We start from the raw sequence: 17,557 nt of genomic DNA on the forward strand, positions 1-17,557 counted from the left end.
AAATATTTCAAGGTAATTTCATTAAAAGGGCAGTGAGTAAACGACAAAACAGTTTTTTATAAAAGTGCTTTCATTTTATTTAATTTCTTGTTAGTATTTACTTACTTCAAAATATACCGTCTGGTCTGTATTTTTTTGAGGTGTGTAACTTTGTAAATCTAAAATAGGGAAAACTATGAAAAAAAAACTAATAACAGTTGCGTTATCTTCGGCTTTAGTATTATCAACAGTTAGTGTTGGTATTTCTGAAAATTTAGTGCAAGCATCTAAATCGTCAAGTTCACAACATACGAAAAGTGTTGAGAATCTTATAATTACAACAAAGCAGTCTCAAACGAATGCTGGTGAGTACATTTTTACTGCTGTTAATCCTCAAGGAAATGTTACTTGGTCTGTTGATGGGCACAATCTTGGTGTATCTGGAAATATTCTTACGCATAAATTTACAACTCTTGGCTCTCATAAAGTTGAAGCACGTTGGATTAAAAAGCTACCATACACTGGCGGTGTTAAAACAGGTTCTGGCAGTACTATAGTAAATGTAAAAATTATTGGCCCTACACAGGCTACATGGACGGTAGATCCATCTATAGGAACAACTGCAACTGCAATAGCTGCAAAATTTAACTCAGCAGTAGAGAAAAAAACAAGTACAGCTAGATTTACAGTAACTGCTGAGGGAAATCAGTTACATTTTGTATGTAATCCAGGGACATTTATGACTTCTGATGCTGCTAATCTTCCAGTTGGCTCTAAAATTGAGACAAACAAGGTATCAGGTACTATAAATGAAGCCGTTCCAGGAGTTGAATACCTAAGTACTGGTCCTTATAAAGGGCTAGAGGTATCAATTCTGGGTTATGGGCAAGCTCAAAATGGTGTTTTAGAGAATGGTCCTTTTAAACCATATGAATGGTCAATTAACTGTCTTAAACCTCAAGCAACACAAGCTACGTATACTGTAGATCCATCTACTGGAACAACAGCTGCTGGAGTTGTTCATGAATTATATAACTATAATCCTAAGGAGGAATCAGTTTCAGGAATTGGTATAGGTATATCTTCAGTTGTGGCTAAGGGTAACCATATTGTGTATACATGTAAGCCAGGATACCATATTTCTGAAGTAGCAGCTAATCTGCCTGTAGGTGGAGAAACAGATAAAAATGGACCATTCGTGCCTAGTGCTAAAGCTCAATACCCTGTTGTTGAATATTCTGAGTCTAGAAAGTTTTATGATGTTGCGAATTTTGATCAAAATCATGCATTCAATGGAGCACCGGTTAATATCCTAGGTATTCATAGATGGGGAGTCAGTTGTATAAAATAAATTTCTTTCTATATTGGCTTTCTGGCAAAAGCTAGAAGCTTTTTTGAAATTACTTCTAAATATTAAAGTTTATATTTATCTAAATTTTAAACCTTTCCTAAAAAACAAACCAAAAGAGTTGTGTTTTGCTTTTTTGTTTGGTAATATTCATCTCACCTTTATAGACCGACCGGTCTATCTTGTGTGAGATTGTAAGAAAATACATAAATTTTAAAAGGGAAAAACTATGAAAAAAAAATTAATAACAATTGCTTTATCTTCAGCTTTAGCATTATCAACAGTTAGTGTTGGTGTTGCTGAAGGTTTTAATAGAATGCCTGCTAATCTACCTTCTGCCTATAATAGTCTAGATTCAAATGTAGTAAGCAAACAGTCGACGACTAATCCACTTGAATATACTTTTACTATTGATGCTATGGGTATTCCTCAAGGTACAGTTGGTGGCCAATGGTACATAAATGGTGTGAATACAGGTGTATCAGGTAGTTCATTTACTCATACATTTGCTCATAGTGGTGACTATAACGTAAGTGTGAATTGGTTTGGCTTTGCTCAAGATAGAGAAGTAAATGGTAATGCTGAAACTACTGTACATGTAAAATCAGTAACACCAGCGGCGAGCTTGCCAGATCTTACTACAAGCACAAAAGCTAGCTTTTCACCAACTCAAACAATATATAATGTGACTGCAAATGTTAAAGGTACAAAAGCACAAGCTCCTGGTTGGAAGTATTATTGGGTAACATCTGCAAATGGTAATAAGCCCAATATCACTGAGGCTAATGTAGTTAATGGTTCAGCTGAGACAGAAGCAGATATCGGTATAAGCCTTAAAGGAGCTATTTATTTTAAAGCAGTTGGTCCTAATGGAACGGTTATGCAGACAAAGACAACACAACTTAGGTTTAAACCAGTAGAAGAAATTTTAAAACTAATAACTGGGAATTATCAACCTGGTAAGACTGCTGATAATTATATCGTAAGTGTTGATACTTCAGGCACATATATTAATCCGCAACATGCCGTTCAGACATATTTTATTGTTAATGGTGAAAAACGTAGTGCGCGTTATGTTCCATCTATTCATTCGTATGCAACAGGTATAACTGTTATCGCTCCAGGAATTGATGGTGCTGGTTCTAAAACAGTTCAGTTTGTTTCTAAATTTATAGTAAATGGAAAAGTTATACAAACTGTACAGTCAAATAAGGAAGTGTTTAAGTATAAGTCTAGAAAGCTTCCTACAAAGGCTGTATATACTGTAGATCCTTCTATTGGTACTACTGCACAAGCTGTAGCTGCTGATTTTTTGAATGATAAGGATAGTCGTGGTTTGCCTGATGGAATAGCATCTATAACAGCACAAGGTAATAACTTAGTATTCCAATGTAAGCCTGGATACTATATGCCTAAAAAGGTTGCGGATTTAGCTCCAGGAAATGAGGTTGACGGTTCTCCAGCACATAGATATGATAATGTTGTTTATAACAAAGTTACTAAAAAGTTTGATCTAGCTTATGACTCAAATGATGCATATAATCAAGTTGTAGGTGGTAGTGGGGTAACATACTACTGGGGAGCTAACTGTGCTAAGGCTAATGTTACTAAAGTAACTGACAAGGTAGATCCATCTACTGGTACTACTGCACAAGCCGTAGCTAATGAGTTTTTGCATGCTAAAGATAGCCGTGGTTTGCCTGATGGAGTAGCATCTATAACAGCTCAAGGTAATGGTTTAGTATTCCAGTGTAAGCCTGGATATCATGTACCTAAACAGGTTGCAAATCTAGCGCCAGGAAGTTCTATTGATGTTTCTCCAGCACATAGATATGATAATGTTGTTTATAACAAAGCTACTAAAAAGTTTAATCTAGCTTATGATTCAAATGATGCATATAATGAATTTGTTGGTGGCAGTGGGGTAACATACTATTGGGGAATTAACTGCGCTAAAGATACAAGCGCAAGTTAACAACAATTTATATTTCACTTCTAAATCTTCTTTTGGAATTTCTCTATATAATATGCTTTTCTGATTATGACTAAGCTCAAAGTAGAGTTTAGTTATTTTTTTAAATATATTATAATGCTCTTTAGTAATACTATGTTTGTGTAATGTAGGTTTTGAGGTCGAATGTGGATTTAATATGTGTGATTTATATTTGAGTAATTTTGAGAACTAAATTTAAAGAGTTTATATTGTGCGAAAAATTAGGGATGTCGTTTTATTAGCTTGTGTAATAGTTTTTGTAGCTTCATGTAGTACAAATAAGAAGCAAGAAAAGGCTTTTCAACAGGCAGAAACTTATCAAAAAGAAAAGGTCGTTGATGTAAAAACTAAAAAGGATTTTATAACTACTCCTAGCTCACCAAATATTAGTGTCGAATGGATAAATCCAGATAGTATTTCTCTTTATAGCCAAAAAGGTGTTACCGAGCAGTATAAGCCTCAGGATGTCATAAAAAAAGCTCTAGATAGAAGCTATCAGGTCAGGATCTCGGAGCTACTACAGAAACAAATAAATAATAATAAGAAAATATCAAAAACAGTTTCATATGTAAATCTAAAGGATGGCATTATAGCGTATGCTAAAAATAGAAAAACAGCACAAGCGCTAGCTAATAAAGATAGAGAGGTATTTTTTGGTTTTAAGGGTGATAGTGTTAAAGACACTCTTAATATATGGGCAAAAAGTGTTGGGTATTCTATTATTTGGAATGTTGATTTTGACTATAAGATTTCTCAAGATTTTACAGCATATGGAAAGCTTACCGCTGAGGGAGGAGCTCTAGAGCAAGTGCTGATGTCACTACAAAGTACAGATAATCCAATTCGTGCTACTGTTAAATCAAATCATGCTATCTTGATACAGACTCTTGGTTATAAAATGTCAGCAGCTTCTTATTAAGTAAGGGTGTATAAACTGTGAAAAAAATTAAAAATTCATTACTTTTAATAACAACTTTATTTCTCGTTTCATCTTGTGAAAATATGCAAGAAGCTGAACAACTTACAAATAAAGGTATCTATAATGCTGAAAAAGCTATGCAACAGTCAAAGACTAAAAAAAGATCATCTCTTATTACTAGAGAAGATCAGATTTTAATAGCTACAAAAAGCTACAAGGTATTAGAAGAGCATAAAAAGCTTCCAGCTGTTTTTGATAAACAATTTACATTTAATATTTCTAAAGAGACTCCTATTAACAAGATATTGAGCGAGCTTGCTGTAAGTAGTGGTATTGGGATGCAACTATCTGGGGATGCTCGAGTATATCTTGGATATATAGATGAAAGTTCAAAGAAACGCACTCGACCTGATAAGAATATTTCTAGTTTTAAAATCTCATATGCGGGCACTTTAAAAGGAGTACTCGATTATATCGGTAATACCGTTAATCTGAACTGGGAATATCGTAAAGATACTAACCAGGTTGTGTTTTTTAGAACTCAGACAAAAGTATTTCAAATGAATATGTTGCCAGGAAAAACTACAACTAAGACTGATATATCATCAGCTGCAAGTGTTAAAAAAGGCGATGGACAGCAGAGTTTTAATACCAGCTATGATTATGGTACTTACGATGCTTGGAAAACAGCAGAAAACACTATCAAGAAAATTTTAGGTTCTGAAGGAGAGGCTATAGTTAGTCCAGCGATGGGCACTATAACTGTAACGGCAACTCCTTTTATTATGACAAAAATTGAAAAGTATATAGATAAAATCAATCAAATTGCAAAAGAGAGAATCGCTGTAAAAGTTGAAGTGTATAATGTCACAACTAATGACTCTACAAAGCTTGGATTAGATTGGGATGCTGTGTTCAATGCGACAAATAGCCAGTTAGCATGGCGCTCAGAAGTTCCTGATGTTACACCAGATCCTTTTGGTACAGTGTTGACAGCAAGTCAACTACCTGGTTTTGCAGCACAATTCACGGGAGGACCTTTTGCAGGTACAAAACTAATAGCAAATGCTTTAAATGTACTAGGTAGAACTTCATATGTAACTGGAACTACTCTTTATACTGTAAGTGGAAAACCAGCTCCTATTCAAGTAGCGAGAACAACAGACTATGTGAAGCAGGTTCAAATGACTATTTCTGGTGTTGGAGGGTTAGCTGAAGCATCGGTTCAGCCAGGAACAATCAATACAGGTTATTCGATAGTTGTAACTCCTAAGATACTTGATGGTAGTCAGATGTTGGTCAATATAAGCTTGAATATGTCAAATTTAATTAAACTTAGAACCTTTGAAGTTTCAAGCGTCCAAGCTCCTAGTGGTAGTACTCTTAGGCAACCATCTCAGCGTATAGAGTTACCTGATGTTCAGAATAAGACATTTATGCAGACTGTGCCTTTACAAACTGGTCAAACAGTTGTTTTAGCAGGGTTTCAAGAGGAACTTGATAGAGACTCTACTAACTCTGTAGGGCCTGCTTGGACTTGGTGGTTCTTAGGAGGAAAAACAGAAACAACTAAAGAGTTACGAACAACAGTTGTGATAGTTACGCCATATATTATAGAGTAGAGGTAAACCAGTGTTTTTGCATGATAATATTATTTGTGGTTTAGAGTGGAAGCTAAGTTTATCTACTAAAAAATCTATATTGCAAGAACATAAGGGCCAGTATGGACTATATTTAAATTCTTTAAATATTTACGCTATAAGCAGTCTTGATGAAGCTTCTGAAAAAAAAGTCTCTGCAGCTGCATTTTTAGCAACTAAATATAGTAACTGCTTAGTGGTTGCACAAGTACCAAACCAAGAAGAGAATTTTTGGGTGTGTTTTATTGAAGATGGATATATTGCTCCAATTGGGTCAGTTATTAATGATATCAATCTAAGAACTTATATGTATAAAAAGAAAGATGAGTTCAATAATCAAGATGTTTATTACTCTGGAGATACAGTTGTATCATTACAAGAGCTGATAGAGCTACTACCTTACTTTAAAGAGAAAATAACTATGCATCAAAAGCAAGGACATGATTATCATATTATGTTGGATATAGCAGCTCCTGAGTTTGTCAATTTTTTTGATAGTTCCAGTTATGTTGAGAATATTTTTAATTTAATTTCTCAAGAAGTACTAAGTTCAAATACAAAAGCTTTAAAGAAAGTAACTTTACGTAAGTTTTCACATAAAAGTAAGAAGTTATATATTGGTGTTCCAGCTGTTTCGGTATTTTGTATCTTTATTTTAGTTTATTATTATATCTCCTATGAGAACTCTCTTGAGCAAGAGAAAAAGAGACAACAGTTCATGGTGTTTCAACAAACCATGATGGCAGAGAGAAAGAAAAAAGAATATAACGAGTTTATTGAAAAATTCAAGGTCAAAAGTATAGCAAGGACAATTTTAATTACTAATTTGTTGTTAGAAGATGAGAGGCCTCTTGTATATGGCTGGCAAATTAGTAGTGCTACTATCTCTTTTGGGGACACTAACAAGAGTAATGATAGTGACACAGATACAGATACAAGCTCAAATAGTTCCAAAGATGATCTAAAGCTTGAACTTGTTTATAAAAGAAGAAAGTATTCAAATATTGACCAAGTCCCGAGAATAAAAAAAGTTATACAAGCAGATAGTTATACGATTAGTAAAGATAATAATTATGCTTCGTTTATAATGCACAATAGCTGGTATGATGTGAATCAGAAGATTAATAAAGTCTTTTTGAAAGATAAGAAACAAAGAAAAGATAGTATGGATTATTTAATCTCTGAATTACAAAGTGAAAATATTAACTTTGAGATTTTGGATAATAATTCTTCAGATAAAAAAACAAAACTAAAAAATATAGAATTTTCAGGATATTCTAGAAGTCAGCTTTTTAAACTTTATCTGATAGTTAAAAATATTGACAATGTCGTAGTAGATAAGATATCACTAGATTTTGATAAAATAGGGAATGTAGACTCTTGGAAAATAACAGGTGAGTTTTATGCTTAAAAAAATAGTAATAGCTTTGGCTAGTTTAAGTTTTTTTGCAATATCTAATGCTGAAACACATGCGCAAAAGCAAGGTATTGATAGCCTTAATAAATATATTGAACAGACAGATAAATATACAAGAGACATTGAGTTAGAGAAGCTAAAAACTCAGCTTAATTCTCTGAGACTACAGAATAAACAATTTCAAGATAAATTAGGTACATCTTCACAGTTTGATACTAGTTCTGTTATGTCATCGCCACAATCTTATACAAGTGCAAATGATCAAGGTGATGATCGCTCTGATAGTAATGATTCATCTGGAGAGGACTATAAATCAGATTCTGATGAAAATACACCTCCAGGAAATAGTACCCAGCAAACACAAAAAGTTTTAAGTACACCAGCTAAACCTGCTAAAAAAAAGAAGGTCGAGCGAAAAATAGTTTATTCTGCAAATGCTGTGCCATCTGACTATAGTTTGACAAGGGTTTCTGGTTTTGCGGATAAGCTTCGTGCAAAACTAAATGCTGGTAAGACTTCTTTGTATGTAAGTGTTGGACAGATAATATTTAATCAATATAAAATATTAGAGATACACCAAAATTATGTAAAAATTGAGAACCTTGCATCATCAACATATAAGAATGTTTATATTAAAAGTTCTTCTAATAGCCAAGGTGGGTATGAAGGTGGATATGGAGGTTATAACTAATTGAGTAAAAGAAGTTTCATATTTTTACTTTAAGATTTTTTCTAATGTCTAAAATGTCTCATTCCGGTGAAGACCATTGTTATACCAGCTTTATTAGCAGCATCGATAACTTCTTGATCATTTTTAGATCCCCCTGGTTGGATTACTGCAGTTGCACCAGCTTTGATACACTCTTCTAAACCATCAGCAAAAGGAAAAAAAGCATCAGATGCAACAGCTGAGTTTTTAGCACTTTCATGAGCTTCGGCTTTTTCAGCACCAATTCGAGCAGAGTCTACTCGAGACATTTGCCCTGCACCAATTCCAACTGTTTGAGTATCTCGAGCATATACAATAGCGTTTGATTTTACATATTTAACAGCTTTCCAAGCAAACATTAAATCAGCCCATTCTTTATCAGACGGTGCTCTATCAGTTACAACTTTACAGTCATTAATATCAACACCACCGTTATCATATGACTGAGATAATATTCCACCATGAATATTTTTACTAATCATACGTGATGATTTTGTATCAAAAGCTTTGTTTGTTTCTAGGACACGTAAATTTTTCTTAGCTGCTAAGATGTCTAAAGCTTCTTGAGTATAGCTAGGAGCTATTATCACTTCTAAAAACATCTTACCTAAAGATTCAGCAAACTCTTTATCGACTTCACAATTAAATGCAACGATACCACCAAATGCTGAAATTGGGTCACAAGCAAGAGCTTTTTTCCAGGCTTGGTAAGCATTTTTGCCAGAAGCTATGCCACAAGGGTTGGCATGTTTGATAATCGCACAAGATGGTTCCGAGTATTCACAAACCATTTCAAAAGCGCCATCAGCGTCATTTAAATTATTGTATGATAGTTCTTTGCCTTGTAGTTGCTTAGCATTTGTGATGCTTACACAGTCTGCATCTGTAGAGTATATAGCTGCTTTTTGATGTGGGTTTTCACCATATCTTAGAACTTGATTAAGAGTTCCTACTGAGAAAAGTTTTTCTGGATATTCTTCGTCTAACTCTTTACTAAACCAGTTTGCAATATGGCTATCATACTCAGCAGTATGAGCAAAAGCTTCTTTAGCAAACTCTCTACGTGTTTGTAAAGTTGTCTCACCATCATTTTCAGCCATTTCTTTTACTACAATCTCGTACTGATTTGGGTTTGTAAGTATAGTTGTATGTTTATGGTTTTTTGCACATGAGCGAACCATTGATGGTCCACCAATATCAATATTTTCAATACATGTATCAAAATCAGCACCAGATTTAACTGTATTAACAAAAGGATATAAGTTGACAACAACCATATCTATTTGGCCAATACTATTATCTTGCATTGCTTGAAGGTGTTCTGAATTATCTCTATCTGCTAAAATGCCTCCATGGATAAGAGGGTGAAGGGTCTTTACTCGACCATTCATAATCTCTGGGAAGTGGGTATGCTCAGATACATCTTTAACATTAAGACCTGCCTCTTTTAGAGCCTTTGATGTTCCTCCTGTTGATAGAATCGCCACATTATATTTAGCTAATTCTTTTGCAAAATCAACAATACCTGTTTTATCTGAAACAGATATTAGAACCCTTTTTATTTTTGACATGTATTTATTCCTTGTTTTTGATGGTTAAAGCTGTAGTTTGAATAGCTATTATAACAATTATTAATAATAAAAACCTATTCAAAATAATTTTGCTGGACTATATTTTACTAGTAAAATGCTCGCTAATATATTACCATACTATGTATCTAAATTTTAATCTCAGAATATTCAGTTTAATATGTCGAAAATTGTAATCGTTGGCGCTCAGTGGGGTGATGAAGGTAAAGGTAAAATAGCAGATACTTTAGCAGAAAAATCAGACTTGGTTGTACGTTACCAAGGTGGTAATAATGCAGGTCATACATTAGTTGTAGATGGTAAAAAAACATTTTTACATCTAATTCCATCGGGTGTTTTACACAGTCATACCAAATGCGTGATTGGGCATGGTGTGGTTTTAGATCCTGTTGCTCTTGATGCTGAGATTACTCGTCTTCAAGAAGCTGGGATAAGTATCTCAGCGGATAACCTTTTTGTTTCAGAGTCTTGTACGGTTATTACTTCTTATCATAAGCTATTAGATGCTGTTAGAGAGAGCAATACTACTGAGAAAATAGGTACAACTGGCAAAGGCATTGGCCCTGCTTATGAAGATAAAGTATCTCGCAAAGCTATTAAATTTAAGCATTTATTTGATAAAGATTTACTCAGATCTAGATTAGAGATAGCATTAGCTGAAAAAGAGACATTATTTAGAGATTTATACAAAGTCGAATATCCATCAATAGAGGAAGAGTTTGAAAGACTTTACTCTTTAGGACAAAAACTTAAACAATATTCAAAAGATACTTTTTCAATTATAGATTCTGCTATCTCAGAAGGTAAGAATATCGTCTATGAAGGTGCTCAAGGCGTACTTTTAGATGTTGATTATGGAACATATCCTTTTGTTACATCTTCTAATACGTCTGTTGCAGGTGTTTATTCTGGCGCTACAACAGCAGGCAGTGATTTGGATCATGTGATTGGTATTACAAAAGCATATACTACAAGAGTTGGTGAAGGACCTTTCCCTACAGAGCTTTTTGATGATGTAGGTAGCTTTATTCAAAAGAAAGGTGGTGAAATAGGTGTAACTACTGGTAGAACTCGCCGTTGTGGTTGGTTAGATTTACCATTACTTAAATATTCTGCAAAGTGCTCAAACTTAACGTCAATTGCTTTGACAAAAGTTGATGTATTATCAGATATGGATACTTTAAAAATTTGTATTGGCTATAAATATGAAGGCAAAGAAATATATTGTGCTTACCCTGGTATTGATTTATATAAGGTTGAGCCAATACTGGTTGATTTAGAACCTTTCTCAATAGATGAGACTGTTACTAAAGAAAATATGCCTAATGCTCTTGCAACATATTTAAAAACTATAGAAAACCATATTGGTATCCCTATATCTTCACTAGCTTATGGACCATCTAGAGAACAGATTCTATTCTTTGAAGATTATTTCAAAAAAGGTTAAATTTATGAGTTATTCTGCAGAAAATACTGATGTTTATATAACATCTCAACAGCTTGAAGATGCTGTTACTAAATTAGCTGAAGAGATCAATCAAGATTATTCAGGTCAAGAGGTCACTCTTGTATGTGTTTTAAAAGGATCTTTTATGTTCTTTGCTGATCTTGTGAGAAAGTTAAGAATTGATTTAAGAACACAGTTTATTACAGCATCATCTTATGGTTCTAGAACAAAGAGCTCTGGTGAGGTAACTTTAACAGAAACATCTCTTAAAGAGGAGTTTGTTAGAGATAAAAATATTATAATAATTGAAGATATTGTTGATACTGGGCATACCTATCATAAGTTAAAAGATGGTATTAATAAATATAATCCTAAGACTTTAAAATTTGCTACTTTATTATTTAAGCCTGCAAGGTTAGAAAGAGAAGTAGATCTTGACTATGTTTGTTTTGAGATAGAGGATAAATTTATAGTTGGGTATGGATTGGACTTCGATGAAAAGTACCGTGAACTTCCATATATTGGTCTTATTAAGTAAACTTTCTAATCTAATTCTTAGAATGGATATCCATTATTAAAAGTCTCTCTAAGAAAACCTTCAGCTAAACTCCAAGCTCTTTTATTTGATGTTGCATTAAAGACTGTACCAAACTCAAGATCATTTGCACTTGGATTTGTAAATGCATGGTATGTATTACCGAAAGTATGTAGTTGCCATTCTGCTTTGCGTTTGTCCATCTCTAGTTGAAATCTATTAACTTGCTCAGGTGGTACCATTGGATCATTGTAGCCGTGTAACACTAATATTTTAGTGTCTATATTTTGTTCTTTGACAATATTAGAGTCAAGTAGGCCATGAAAGCTTATTGCTGCTTTTAATGGTACGTTAGATCTTGCCATGTCTAATACACATTTACCACCAAAGCAAAATCCAATTGCTGAGATATTTGCCTTATCTACTCTAGGGAGTTTTTTGACAACACTATAAGCTGTTCTAAGTCTAGTCATTAGAGCATACTTATCTTCTAGCAATGAATTCATTAAACTAGCATTTTCTTCTTTTGAAGAACCGACTTTAGCATCTCCATAAAGATCCATAGTAAAACCAAGGTAGCCTTTTTTTGCCATTGCAATCGCTTTGTCACAAGCAAACTTATCTCGACCAGCCCATGTTGGCGCTATTAGAACTGCTGGTAAGTGGGAACCTCTGTCAGGGTATGCATAAAAACCTTTTAATAATACGCCATCACCACGATATTCAATCTCTTTTGTTATTATCATTTTATATAGTTTTTTAATAAAGTTAGAATAATTATAAATGTATAAGAGCTAAAAGAAAATAATATACTTATAATCAGTTTCGAGTTTAAAGAAGATATTTTATGTAGATATTACTTAAAGTAGAAAAGCTTTAGTATAATAGTGTAAAAGCTAATGTTTCTATGTCTTATAATTTGCTAATCACCAATTCAGCAGTTTTTTCACTAGATGCTGGGTTTTGACCTGTAATTAAGTTACCATCTGCGATTGCAAAAGCTTCAAAATCAAGGGCCTGATGGATATCTGCACCTAATGCTCTTAGGCGATCCTCTAAAGAGAATGGAACTACTTCTGTCAATCCTACAGCTTCTTCTTCTTTATTAGTAAATGCTGCCACTTTACGTCCTTTAACAATAGGATCGCCATTTTTGTCTACTGCAGAAACAAGTCCTGAAGGACCATGACATACAGCAGCAACAACTTTTCCCATTTCTAAGGCTTTGTTGACAATACTTGCTAAAGTATTATTTTCTGGAAGATCCCACATAGTACCATGCCCGCCAGGGATAAAGATAGCGGAGTATTTGTCTATATCGATCTCAGTGATGGATTTTGTATTTTTGATAGTATTCATCGCGTGCTCATCTTTTAAGAATCGATCTACACTTGAAGGGTTCTCTCCTATTGCACCTTGGGAGTTTGGATCAATAGGTACAATACCTCCTGTAATTGATACAATATCAATATTATGCCCAGCATCTTTAAAAATATAATAAGGTGAAGATAGCTCTTCAAACCATACTCCAGTAGCGTGATTAGTACTTCCCATTTTTGAGTGAGATGTCACTATAAATAGTATATTTTTCATTTTTAAATCCTTTAAGTTTATTAACTACCATGTTCCAGAATTTTTCATTGATGCCCAAGGTTCAGCTGGTTCTAGAGCTTCTCCTTTTTGTAAAAGCTCGATTGATATACCATCTGGAGATTTGATAAAGGCCATATGACCATCTCGAGGAGGTCTATTGATCGTTACACCTGCATCTACTAGCTTTTGGCAGTAAGCATAAATATTATCCACTCTATACGCAAGGTGGCCAAAATTACGACCATTTGTATAAACTTCAGCTTCTTTATTTTCTTCAGGCCAATTATAAGTTAGCTCAAGTAGAGGAGATTTTTTTTCTTTTGCTTGCTTTGCATCGTTACTCGCAGCAAGAAATATAATTGTAAATCTGCCATTTTGATTATCTATACGGTTAACTTCAACCATTCCCATTTTGTTGCAGTAGAAATCTAAAGATTCTTGTATATCTCTAATTCTAACCATTGTATGTAGGTATTCCATATTATAATTCTCCTTATTTATTTGAAATTACTTAATTATTTTCTAGATTTGATATGGATTATATCTACTGTTGATATAAAATAAAAATAATAGATTTTTAGGTAAGGTATAAATATATTTATAGGTAATGCAATTAGATTATATAAGAAGTTTCCTAGAAGTTTATCGACTTGGCTCAATGACTGAAGCAGCTCGTAGTTTATATCTAACTCAACCTGCTGTTTCAATGCATATTAAAACACTTGAAGCAAGTATTGGTAAAAACTTGTTTATCCGAACAGGAAGGAAGCTGTTACCTACAGCTATAGCTCATGAGCTTGCATATTCTGTTTCTAAACCATTGGATACTATTGAAAGCACTATTAGTCAACTTCGGGCATATTCTAAAAATATTGAAGGGACTATTTATATTGCTGCACCTGGAGAATTTACTCAATATATGGCAGTTGATATTATGAAGCAACTTTTATCCTTTAAAATTAAACTACGTATTCAAACAGGAGGTAGAGGCTTTATTGTCCAGCAGCTTGAAGAGGGTCATGTGGATTTTGCTATTTTAGCTTCATATTATAAAACACCATCAACTTCCTCTGAAATCATTGCTGAAGAGGAGTTTATTCCTGTTGCTTCACCAGAATGGGTAAGACAATATATCAAAAAACCTTACGATTTAAAGCAACTTATTGATAAACCTGTTATAGCATATGATGAGAACTTACCTTTAATTGCCGATTTTTTTGATAAAACTATAGGATATACATACAAAAATCCTGCTATAGTTACGGTACCTGATTTAAGAATTATTCTTCAGTTAGTGATACAAGGGCAGGGCTTTTCTATCTTGCCAGATTATATGTGTTTAGAAGCTATTAAAAATGGCCAATTGATCAATCTTTCTGAGCATGGATATAAGCTTACAAATAAAATCTATCTTGTTTGGTCAAAATCAAGTCTTATGAATTCACGAATTGCTTTTGTTAAAAATTATTTAGTAAATGCTTTTAATAAAAAGTGATCAAAAGCTTAAAGGTTTTAGTTTATTCTTTATGATACTTATTAGATATAAACAGCAGATTATTGTAGTTATAAAAAAGCTAATAGGAACATCTATATAATAAGCTGCAATTATTCCTGACCAAACAGTAAATACTGAGATTATAGTGCTCAGAGCAATAGGTTTATAAAAACCATCAACCCACTGTGTTGATATTGCAGCAGGACCGATTAAAAGCGAAAAAACTAAGAGTATTCCAACAACTTGACAGGCCATTGATACAGTTATTGCAATACAAACAAAAAGTAGAATGGATAAAAGTTTATTTGATACTTTTTTTGATTCGGCAAAAACAGGATCTATAGAAGATATAAATAGTGGCCTTGCAATAGTTACAAGAATGGTTATAGTGAAAATTGCTAAGCCAAACAGTATATATATTTGCTCAAGAGTAACTGTAAGTATATCTCCAACTAAGATTGACATTACAGACCCAGAATAACCGCTTTGGTATAAAAATAAGAAGTATGTTCCTAGACCTAAAAAAAAGGTTAAAACAATTCCAATAGCAATATCATTTTTTTTGATCCTATCACCAAAGGCACCCATAAGGACCCCAGCAATTAGGTTTATAAATAATTGTCCAGTCATAGCCGATAGATTCAGTAACACTGCTCCTGAGGCTCCTGTGAGACTAATATGACCTAACGCATGCGATGCAAAGGATAGCCTTCTAATAATAACAAAAAAGCTAATAATTCCACATATAATAGCTATTATAGTCCCTGCAACAAAAGCATATATCATAAAGGTGTAATTAAACACAGATATCCTCCTGTAAGCATGGCATTTCATCACAATAGTGACACTTACCATCTTTAAAATGAATAAAGGCATCTAGCTGAGAGCTAATTTCTTTCATATCATGAGATATTATTAAAAGAGTAATACTTTCTTTTTTATGTATTTCTTTAAGACAAGCAATAAATCTTTGTTTTGCATCAGGATCAAGGTCAGATAGTGGCTCATCCAAAAGCAGTACTTTAGGCTTATTTATAAGAGCCTGAACTAGATATATGCGCTTTTTTTGTCCTCCTGAGAGGTTCTTAAAAGGGTTATGTATATAATCTCTAGTTTGTGTTAGTTCAATAAGATAATCTAGTCTTTTTTTAAACTCATTATTAAACAGCGGTAGTCCCCAAGATTTTGGTTTATAGCTATATTTTACTAAGGTATATCCTGAAGTTTTCTCTTCAAAATTTATTTCTCTTTCTTGAGGAATATAACTAATGTTATCGGTGTTAACTTTTGAGTTGTTTATAGTGACTGATCCTGAAATACTTGGTATTTTACTAAGAAGAGTTTTAAAGAAAGTAGATTTTCCAATGCCATTTTTACCAACTATACCAACCCATGCATTAGTAGGGATTTCTAGGTTTAGAGGAGATGTTATTGGCTTATTATATCCAATGACTAAGTTTGAGCACTTTATCATTTTACACTCTTAGATTGTTCTAGAACAGTTGCTGTTGCTTGTAATGTATTTATCATCCAGTCAATAGCATTATCAGTAGGAGGCATTGTTTCTGTGATACCGACTACAGGAATTTCATCTTTACTTGCAAGTTCTAAGATCTTATGTGTAACATTATCAGTAACTTGTTCATTATAAAATAGAACTTTAATTTCTTTGTTATCAAAAAGCTTTTCATAATTTATCATCATTTGTGGGCTTGGTTCAGAGTCATTCATTATCACCCATTGAAAGGCTAAACCCTTCATATCTAAACCTAGGGCATTTGCCATATAGCCAAAGAGAGGCTCTGTTGCGGTAACAGGAGTACCTTTATAGTTTTGTTTTATCTGATCAACTAATTGATATACTCTTTCATATTTATGATTGAAAGTTTCATAATTCTTTTCATATAGGCCTCTATCATTAGGATCTTTTTTGATGAAGACATCTTTTAGCTTAGTAGCTAAGGCTGGGAATGTTTTTGGGTTGTACCAAAGGTGAGGGTTTATGCCAAATTTTGAAGTTTTTGGATAGCTCTCGAGGTCTTGTACCTTAATGATTACAGCGTTTGTGTTGCTTTTTAAAATTGGCTGTATCCAGGAGTCATAATCTGCACCATTGTATATAATTACATCAGCATCTGCTAGTAGCTTTGCATTTTTTACAGAGGAGATAAATGTGTGAGGGTCACCATCAGCATTATTAATTATATTTGTGACTTTAACATTAGTGCCGCCTATTAATTTAGCCACGCTACCATACTGATCTTCAGCCGCAACAACTTGTATATCATGAAAACCTTTTGTTGTTTGGGGTTTCTCATTAGGTAGAAAGTTTATAATAAGTAAAGCAATGATAGCAATAATTACAACAACTATTAAGAGAGTCTTTTTCATGGTCTTTATTTTCATTACGAAATAATATGACGAATGATAAAGCAAAAAAAAATTATAGTAAAGAAGTATATTTTTAGTCTTTAGAATCTTTTATAAATAATGCAATGATAAATGAAAGAATCATTAAAGCAGGGATAAATATTAGAGTTATTTGGAATGATTGTAGAGGGGTGTAGCCAAGATTTTGTTTTAAATGGGTAATAATCGTACCTGTAAGAGGTTGTAATACACCACCACTTAATGGTAGAAACATATTAACAACAGCAAGGCCTGTAGCTATTTGGGTCGCAGAGACAGTATTTCTAAGCGCTGAATAGTTCAGTACATGAACTGCTTGAGACGCTCCAAATAAGATACATAATATAAAAGCTATAGTTATACTGTGATTAAAAAACAGTAGATATGTTACAACAAAGAAGCCTATTAAGGGACTGTTGAAATCTGATATTAATTTTAAAATTGTTTAAAATATACTGAAAAGTAATATATGATTTTTTTATGT

At 33.3% G+C, this 17,557-nt stretch carries 17 protein-coding genes; 9 read left to right on the forward strand and 8 right to left on the reverse strand.

Annotated features, from left to right (window positions below; genetic code table 11):
• Window positions 1-175: 175 nt before the first annotated feature.
• The 6 genes from AB8E56_RS05495 (at window position 176) to AB8E56_RS05520 (ending at window position 7,987) form a co-directional block, all read left to right on the forward strand.
• On the forward strand, window positions 176-1,330 hold the full coding sequence (locus tag AB8E56_RS05495) for a hypothetical protein (RefSeq protein ID WP_329478836.1): 1,155 nt from the start codon (window positions 176-178) through the stop codon (window positions 1,328-1,330).
• Between the two features lie 226 nt (window positions 1,331-1,556).
• Window positions 1,557-3,302, forward strand: a complete 1,746-nt coding sequence (locus tag AB8E56_RS05500; protein ID WP_329478838.1) for a hypothetical protein — start codon at window positions 1,557-1,559, stop codon at window positions 3,300-3,302.
• A gap of 229 nt (window positions 3,303-3,531) precedes the next feature.
• Window positions 3,532-4,239: a TcpQ domain-containing protein gene (locus AB8E56_RS05505; protein ID WP_329478840.1), complete on the forward strand. Its 708-nt coding sequence runs from the start codon at window positions 3,532-3,534 to the stop codon at window positions 4,237-4,239.
• Window positions 4,240-4,256: 17 nt separating this feature from the next.
• Window positions 4,257-5,861 (forward strand): hypothetical protein, encoded by a 1,605-nt coding sequence (locus AB8E56_RS05510; protein ID WP_329478842.1) that lies wholly within the window; start codon window positions 4,257-4,259, stop codon window positions 5,859-5,861.
• A gap of 10 nt (window positions 5,862-5,871) precedes the next feature.
• Window positions 5,872-7,290 (forward strand): hypothetical protein, encoded by a 1,419-nt coding sequence (locus tag AB8E56_RS05515; protein ID WP_329478844.1) that lies wholly within the window; start codon window positions 5,872-5,874, stop codon window positions 7,288-7,290.
• Window positions 7,283-7,987: a hypothetical protein gene (locus tag AB8E56_RS05520; protein WP_329478846.1), complete on the forward strand. Its 705-nt coding sequence runs from the start codon at window positions 7,283-7,285 to the stop codon at window positions 7,985-7,987. Before AB8E56_RS05515 ends, AB8E56_RS05520 begins: the two co-directional genes overlap by 8 nt.
• Window positions 7,988-8,028: 41 nt before the next feature.
• Here AB8E56_RS05520 and purH read toward each other — a convergent pair whose 3' ends face one another.
• Window positions 8,029-9,576, reverse strand: coding sequence for a bifunctional phosphoribosylaminoimidazolecarboxamide formyltransferase/IMP cyclohydrolase (purH, locus tag AB8E56_RS05525; protein ID WP_329478848.1), 1,548 nt, complete (start codon window positions 9,574-9,576; stop codon window positions 8,029-8,031).
• A 178-nt stretch (window positions 9,577-9,754) separates the two neighbouring features.
• On the opposite strand from purH, the gene AB8E56_RS05530 reads away from it, so the two are divergent.
• Window positions 9,755-11,041 (forward strand): adenylosuccinate synthase, encoded by a 1,287-nt coding sequence (locus AB8E56_RS05530; protein WP_329478850.1) that lies wholly within the window; start codon window positions 9,755-9,757, stop codon window positions 11,039-11,041.
• Between the two features lie 4 nt (window positions 11,042-11,045).
• Window positions 11,046-11,579 (forward strand): hypoxanthine phosphoribosyltransferase, encoded by a 534-nt coding sequence (gene hpt, locus AB8E56_RS05535; RefSeq protein WP_329478852.1) that lies wholly within the window; start codon window positions 11,046-11,048, stop codon window positions 11,577-11,579.
• A gap of 17 nt (window positions 11,580-11,596) precedes the next feature.
• Here the strand turns inward: hpt and AB8E56_RS05540 are convergent, their stop codons facing one another.
• From AB8E56_RS05540 to gloA, 3 genes are all read right to left on the reverse strand, one after another.
• Window positions 11,597-12,322, reverse strand: a complete 726-nt coding sequence (locus AB8E56_RS05540) for a dienelactone hydrolase family protein (RefSeq protein WP_329478854.1) — start codon at window positions 12,320-12,322, stop codon at window positions 11,597-11,599.
• Window positions 12,323-12,488: 166 nt separating this feature from the next.
• Window positions 12,489-13,169, reverse strand: coding sequence for a type 1 glutamine amidotransferase domain-containing protein (locus AB8E56_RS05545; protein WP_329478856.1), 681 nt, complete (start codon window positions 13,167-13,169; stop codon window positions 12,489-12,491).
• Between the two features lie 24 nt (window positions 13,170-13,193).
• Window positions 13,194-13,649, reverse strand: coding sequence for a lactoylglutathione lyase (gene gloA / locus AB8E56_RS05550; RefSeq protein ID WP_329478858.1), 456 nt, complete (start codon window positions 13,647-13,649; stop codon window positions 13,194-13,196).
• Between the two features lie 127 nt (window positions 13,650-13,776).
• Between gloA and AB8E56_RS05555 the strand changes: the two genes are divergently transcribed.
• On the forward strand, window positions 13,777-14,664 hold the full coding sequence (locus tag AB8E56_RS05555; RefSeq protein WP_329478860.1) for a LysR family transcriptional regulator: 888 nt from the start codon (window positions 13,777-13,779) through the stop codon (window positions 14,662-14,664).
• Here AB8E56_RS05555 and AB8E56_RS05560 read toward each other — a convergent pair whose 3' ends face one another.
• From AB8E56_RS05560 to AB8E56_RS05575, 4 genes are all read right to left on the reverse strand, one after another.
• Window positions 14,665-15,498, reverse strand: a complete 834-nt coding sequence (locus AB8E56_RS05560; RefSeq protein WP_329478874.1) for a metal ABC transporter permease — start codon at window positions 15,496-15,498, stop codon at window positions 14,665-14,667.
• Window positions 15,461-16,138, reverse strand: a complete 678-nt coding sequence (locus AB8E56_RS05565; protein ID WP_329478862.1) for an ATP-binding cassette domain-containing protein — start codon at window positions 16,136-16,138, stop codon at window positions 15,461-15,463. Before AB8E56_RS05565 ends, AB8E56_RS05560 begins: the two co-directional genes overlap by 38 nt.
• Window positions 16,135-17,055 carry a metal ABC transporter solute-binding protein, Zn/Mn family gene (locus AB8E56_RS05570; protein ID WP_329478865.1) on the reverse strand — a complete coding sequence of 307 codons (921 nt, stop codon included), beginning with the start codon at window positions 17,053-17,055 and terminating at the stop codon, window positions 16,135-16,137. The genes AB8E56_RS05565 and AB8E56_RS05570 overlap by 4 nt, the downstream gene beginning before the upstream one ends.
• A 73-nt stretch (window positions 17,056-17,128) precedes the next feature.
• Window positions 17,129-17,308: a hypothetical protein gene (locus AB8E56_RS05575; protein ID WP_329478870.1), complete on the reverse strand. Its 180-nt coding sequence runs from the start codon at window positions 17,306-17,308 to the stop codon at window positions 17,129-17,131.
• Window positions 17,309-17,557 lie beyond the last annotated feature (249 nt).

Origin of the sequence: Francisella sp. 19X1-34 (genome assembly GCF_041102755.1) — a bacterium.
In the GTDB taxonomy this organism is placed as follows: domain Bacteria; phylum Pseudomonadota; class Gammaproteobacteria; order Francisellales; family Francisellaceae; genus Francisella.

Coding starts and splice junctions, on each gene's coding strand:
- AB8E56_RS05565 (WP_329478862.1), bottom strand. CDS start 16,138: ATGATAAAGTGCTCAAACTTAGTCATTGGATATAATAAGCCAATAACA.
- hpt (WP_329478852.1), top strand. CDS start 11,046: ATGAGTTATTCTGCAGAAAATACTGATGTTTATATAACATCTCAACAG.
- AB8E56_RS05555 (WP_329478860.1), top strand. CDS start 13,777: ATGCAATTAGATTATATAAGAAGTTTCCTAGAAGTTTATCGACTTGGC.
- gloA (WP_329478858.1), bottom strand. CDS start 13,649: ATGGAATACCTACATACAATGGTTAGAATTAGAGATATACAAGAATCT.
- AB8E56_RS05575 (WP_329478870.1), bottom strand. CDS start 17,308: ATGTTTCTACCATTAAGTGGTGGTGTATTACAACCTCTTACAGGTACG.
- AB8E56_RS05545 (WP_329478856.1), bottom strand. CDS start 13,169: ATGAAAAATATACTATTTATAGTGACATCTCACTCAAAAATGGGAAGT.
- purH (WP_329478848.1), bottom strand. CDS start 9,576: ATGTCAAAAATAAAAAGGGTTCTAATATCTGTTTCAGATAAAACAGGT.
- AB8E56_RS05570 (WP_329478865.1), bottom strand. CDS start 17,055: ATGAAAAAGACTCTCTTAATAGTTGTTGTAATTATTGCTATCATTGCT.
- AB8E56_RS05540 (WP_329478854.1), bottom strand. CDS start 12,322: ATGATAATAACAAAAGAGATTGAATATCGTGGTGATGGCGTATTATTA.
- AB8E56_RS05495 (WP_329478836.1), top strand. CDS start 176: ATGAAAAAAAAACTAATAACAGTTGCGTTATCTTCGGCTTTAGTATTA.
- AB8E56_RS05530 (WP_329478850.1), top strand. CDS start 9,755: ATGTCGAAAATTGTAATCGTTGGCGCTCAGTGGGGTGATGAAGGTAAA.
- AB8E56_RS05500 (WP_329478838.1), top strand. CDS start 1,557: ATGAAAAAAAAATTAATAACAATTGCTTTATCTTCAGCTTTAGCATTA.
- AB8E56_RS05520 (WP_329478846.1), top strand. CDS start 7,283: ATGCTTAAAAAAATAGTAATAGCTTTGGCTAGTTTAAGTTTTTTTGCA.
- AB8E56_RS05560 (WP_329478874.1), bottom strand. CDS start 15,498: ATGAAATGCCATGCTTACAGGAGGATATCTGTGTTTAATTACACCTTT.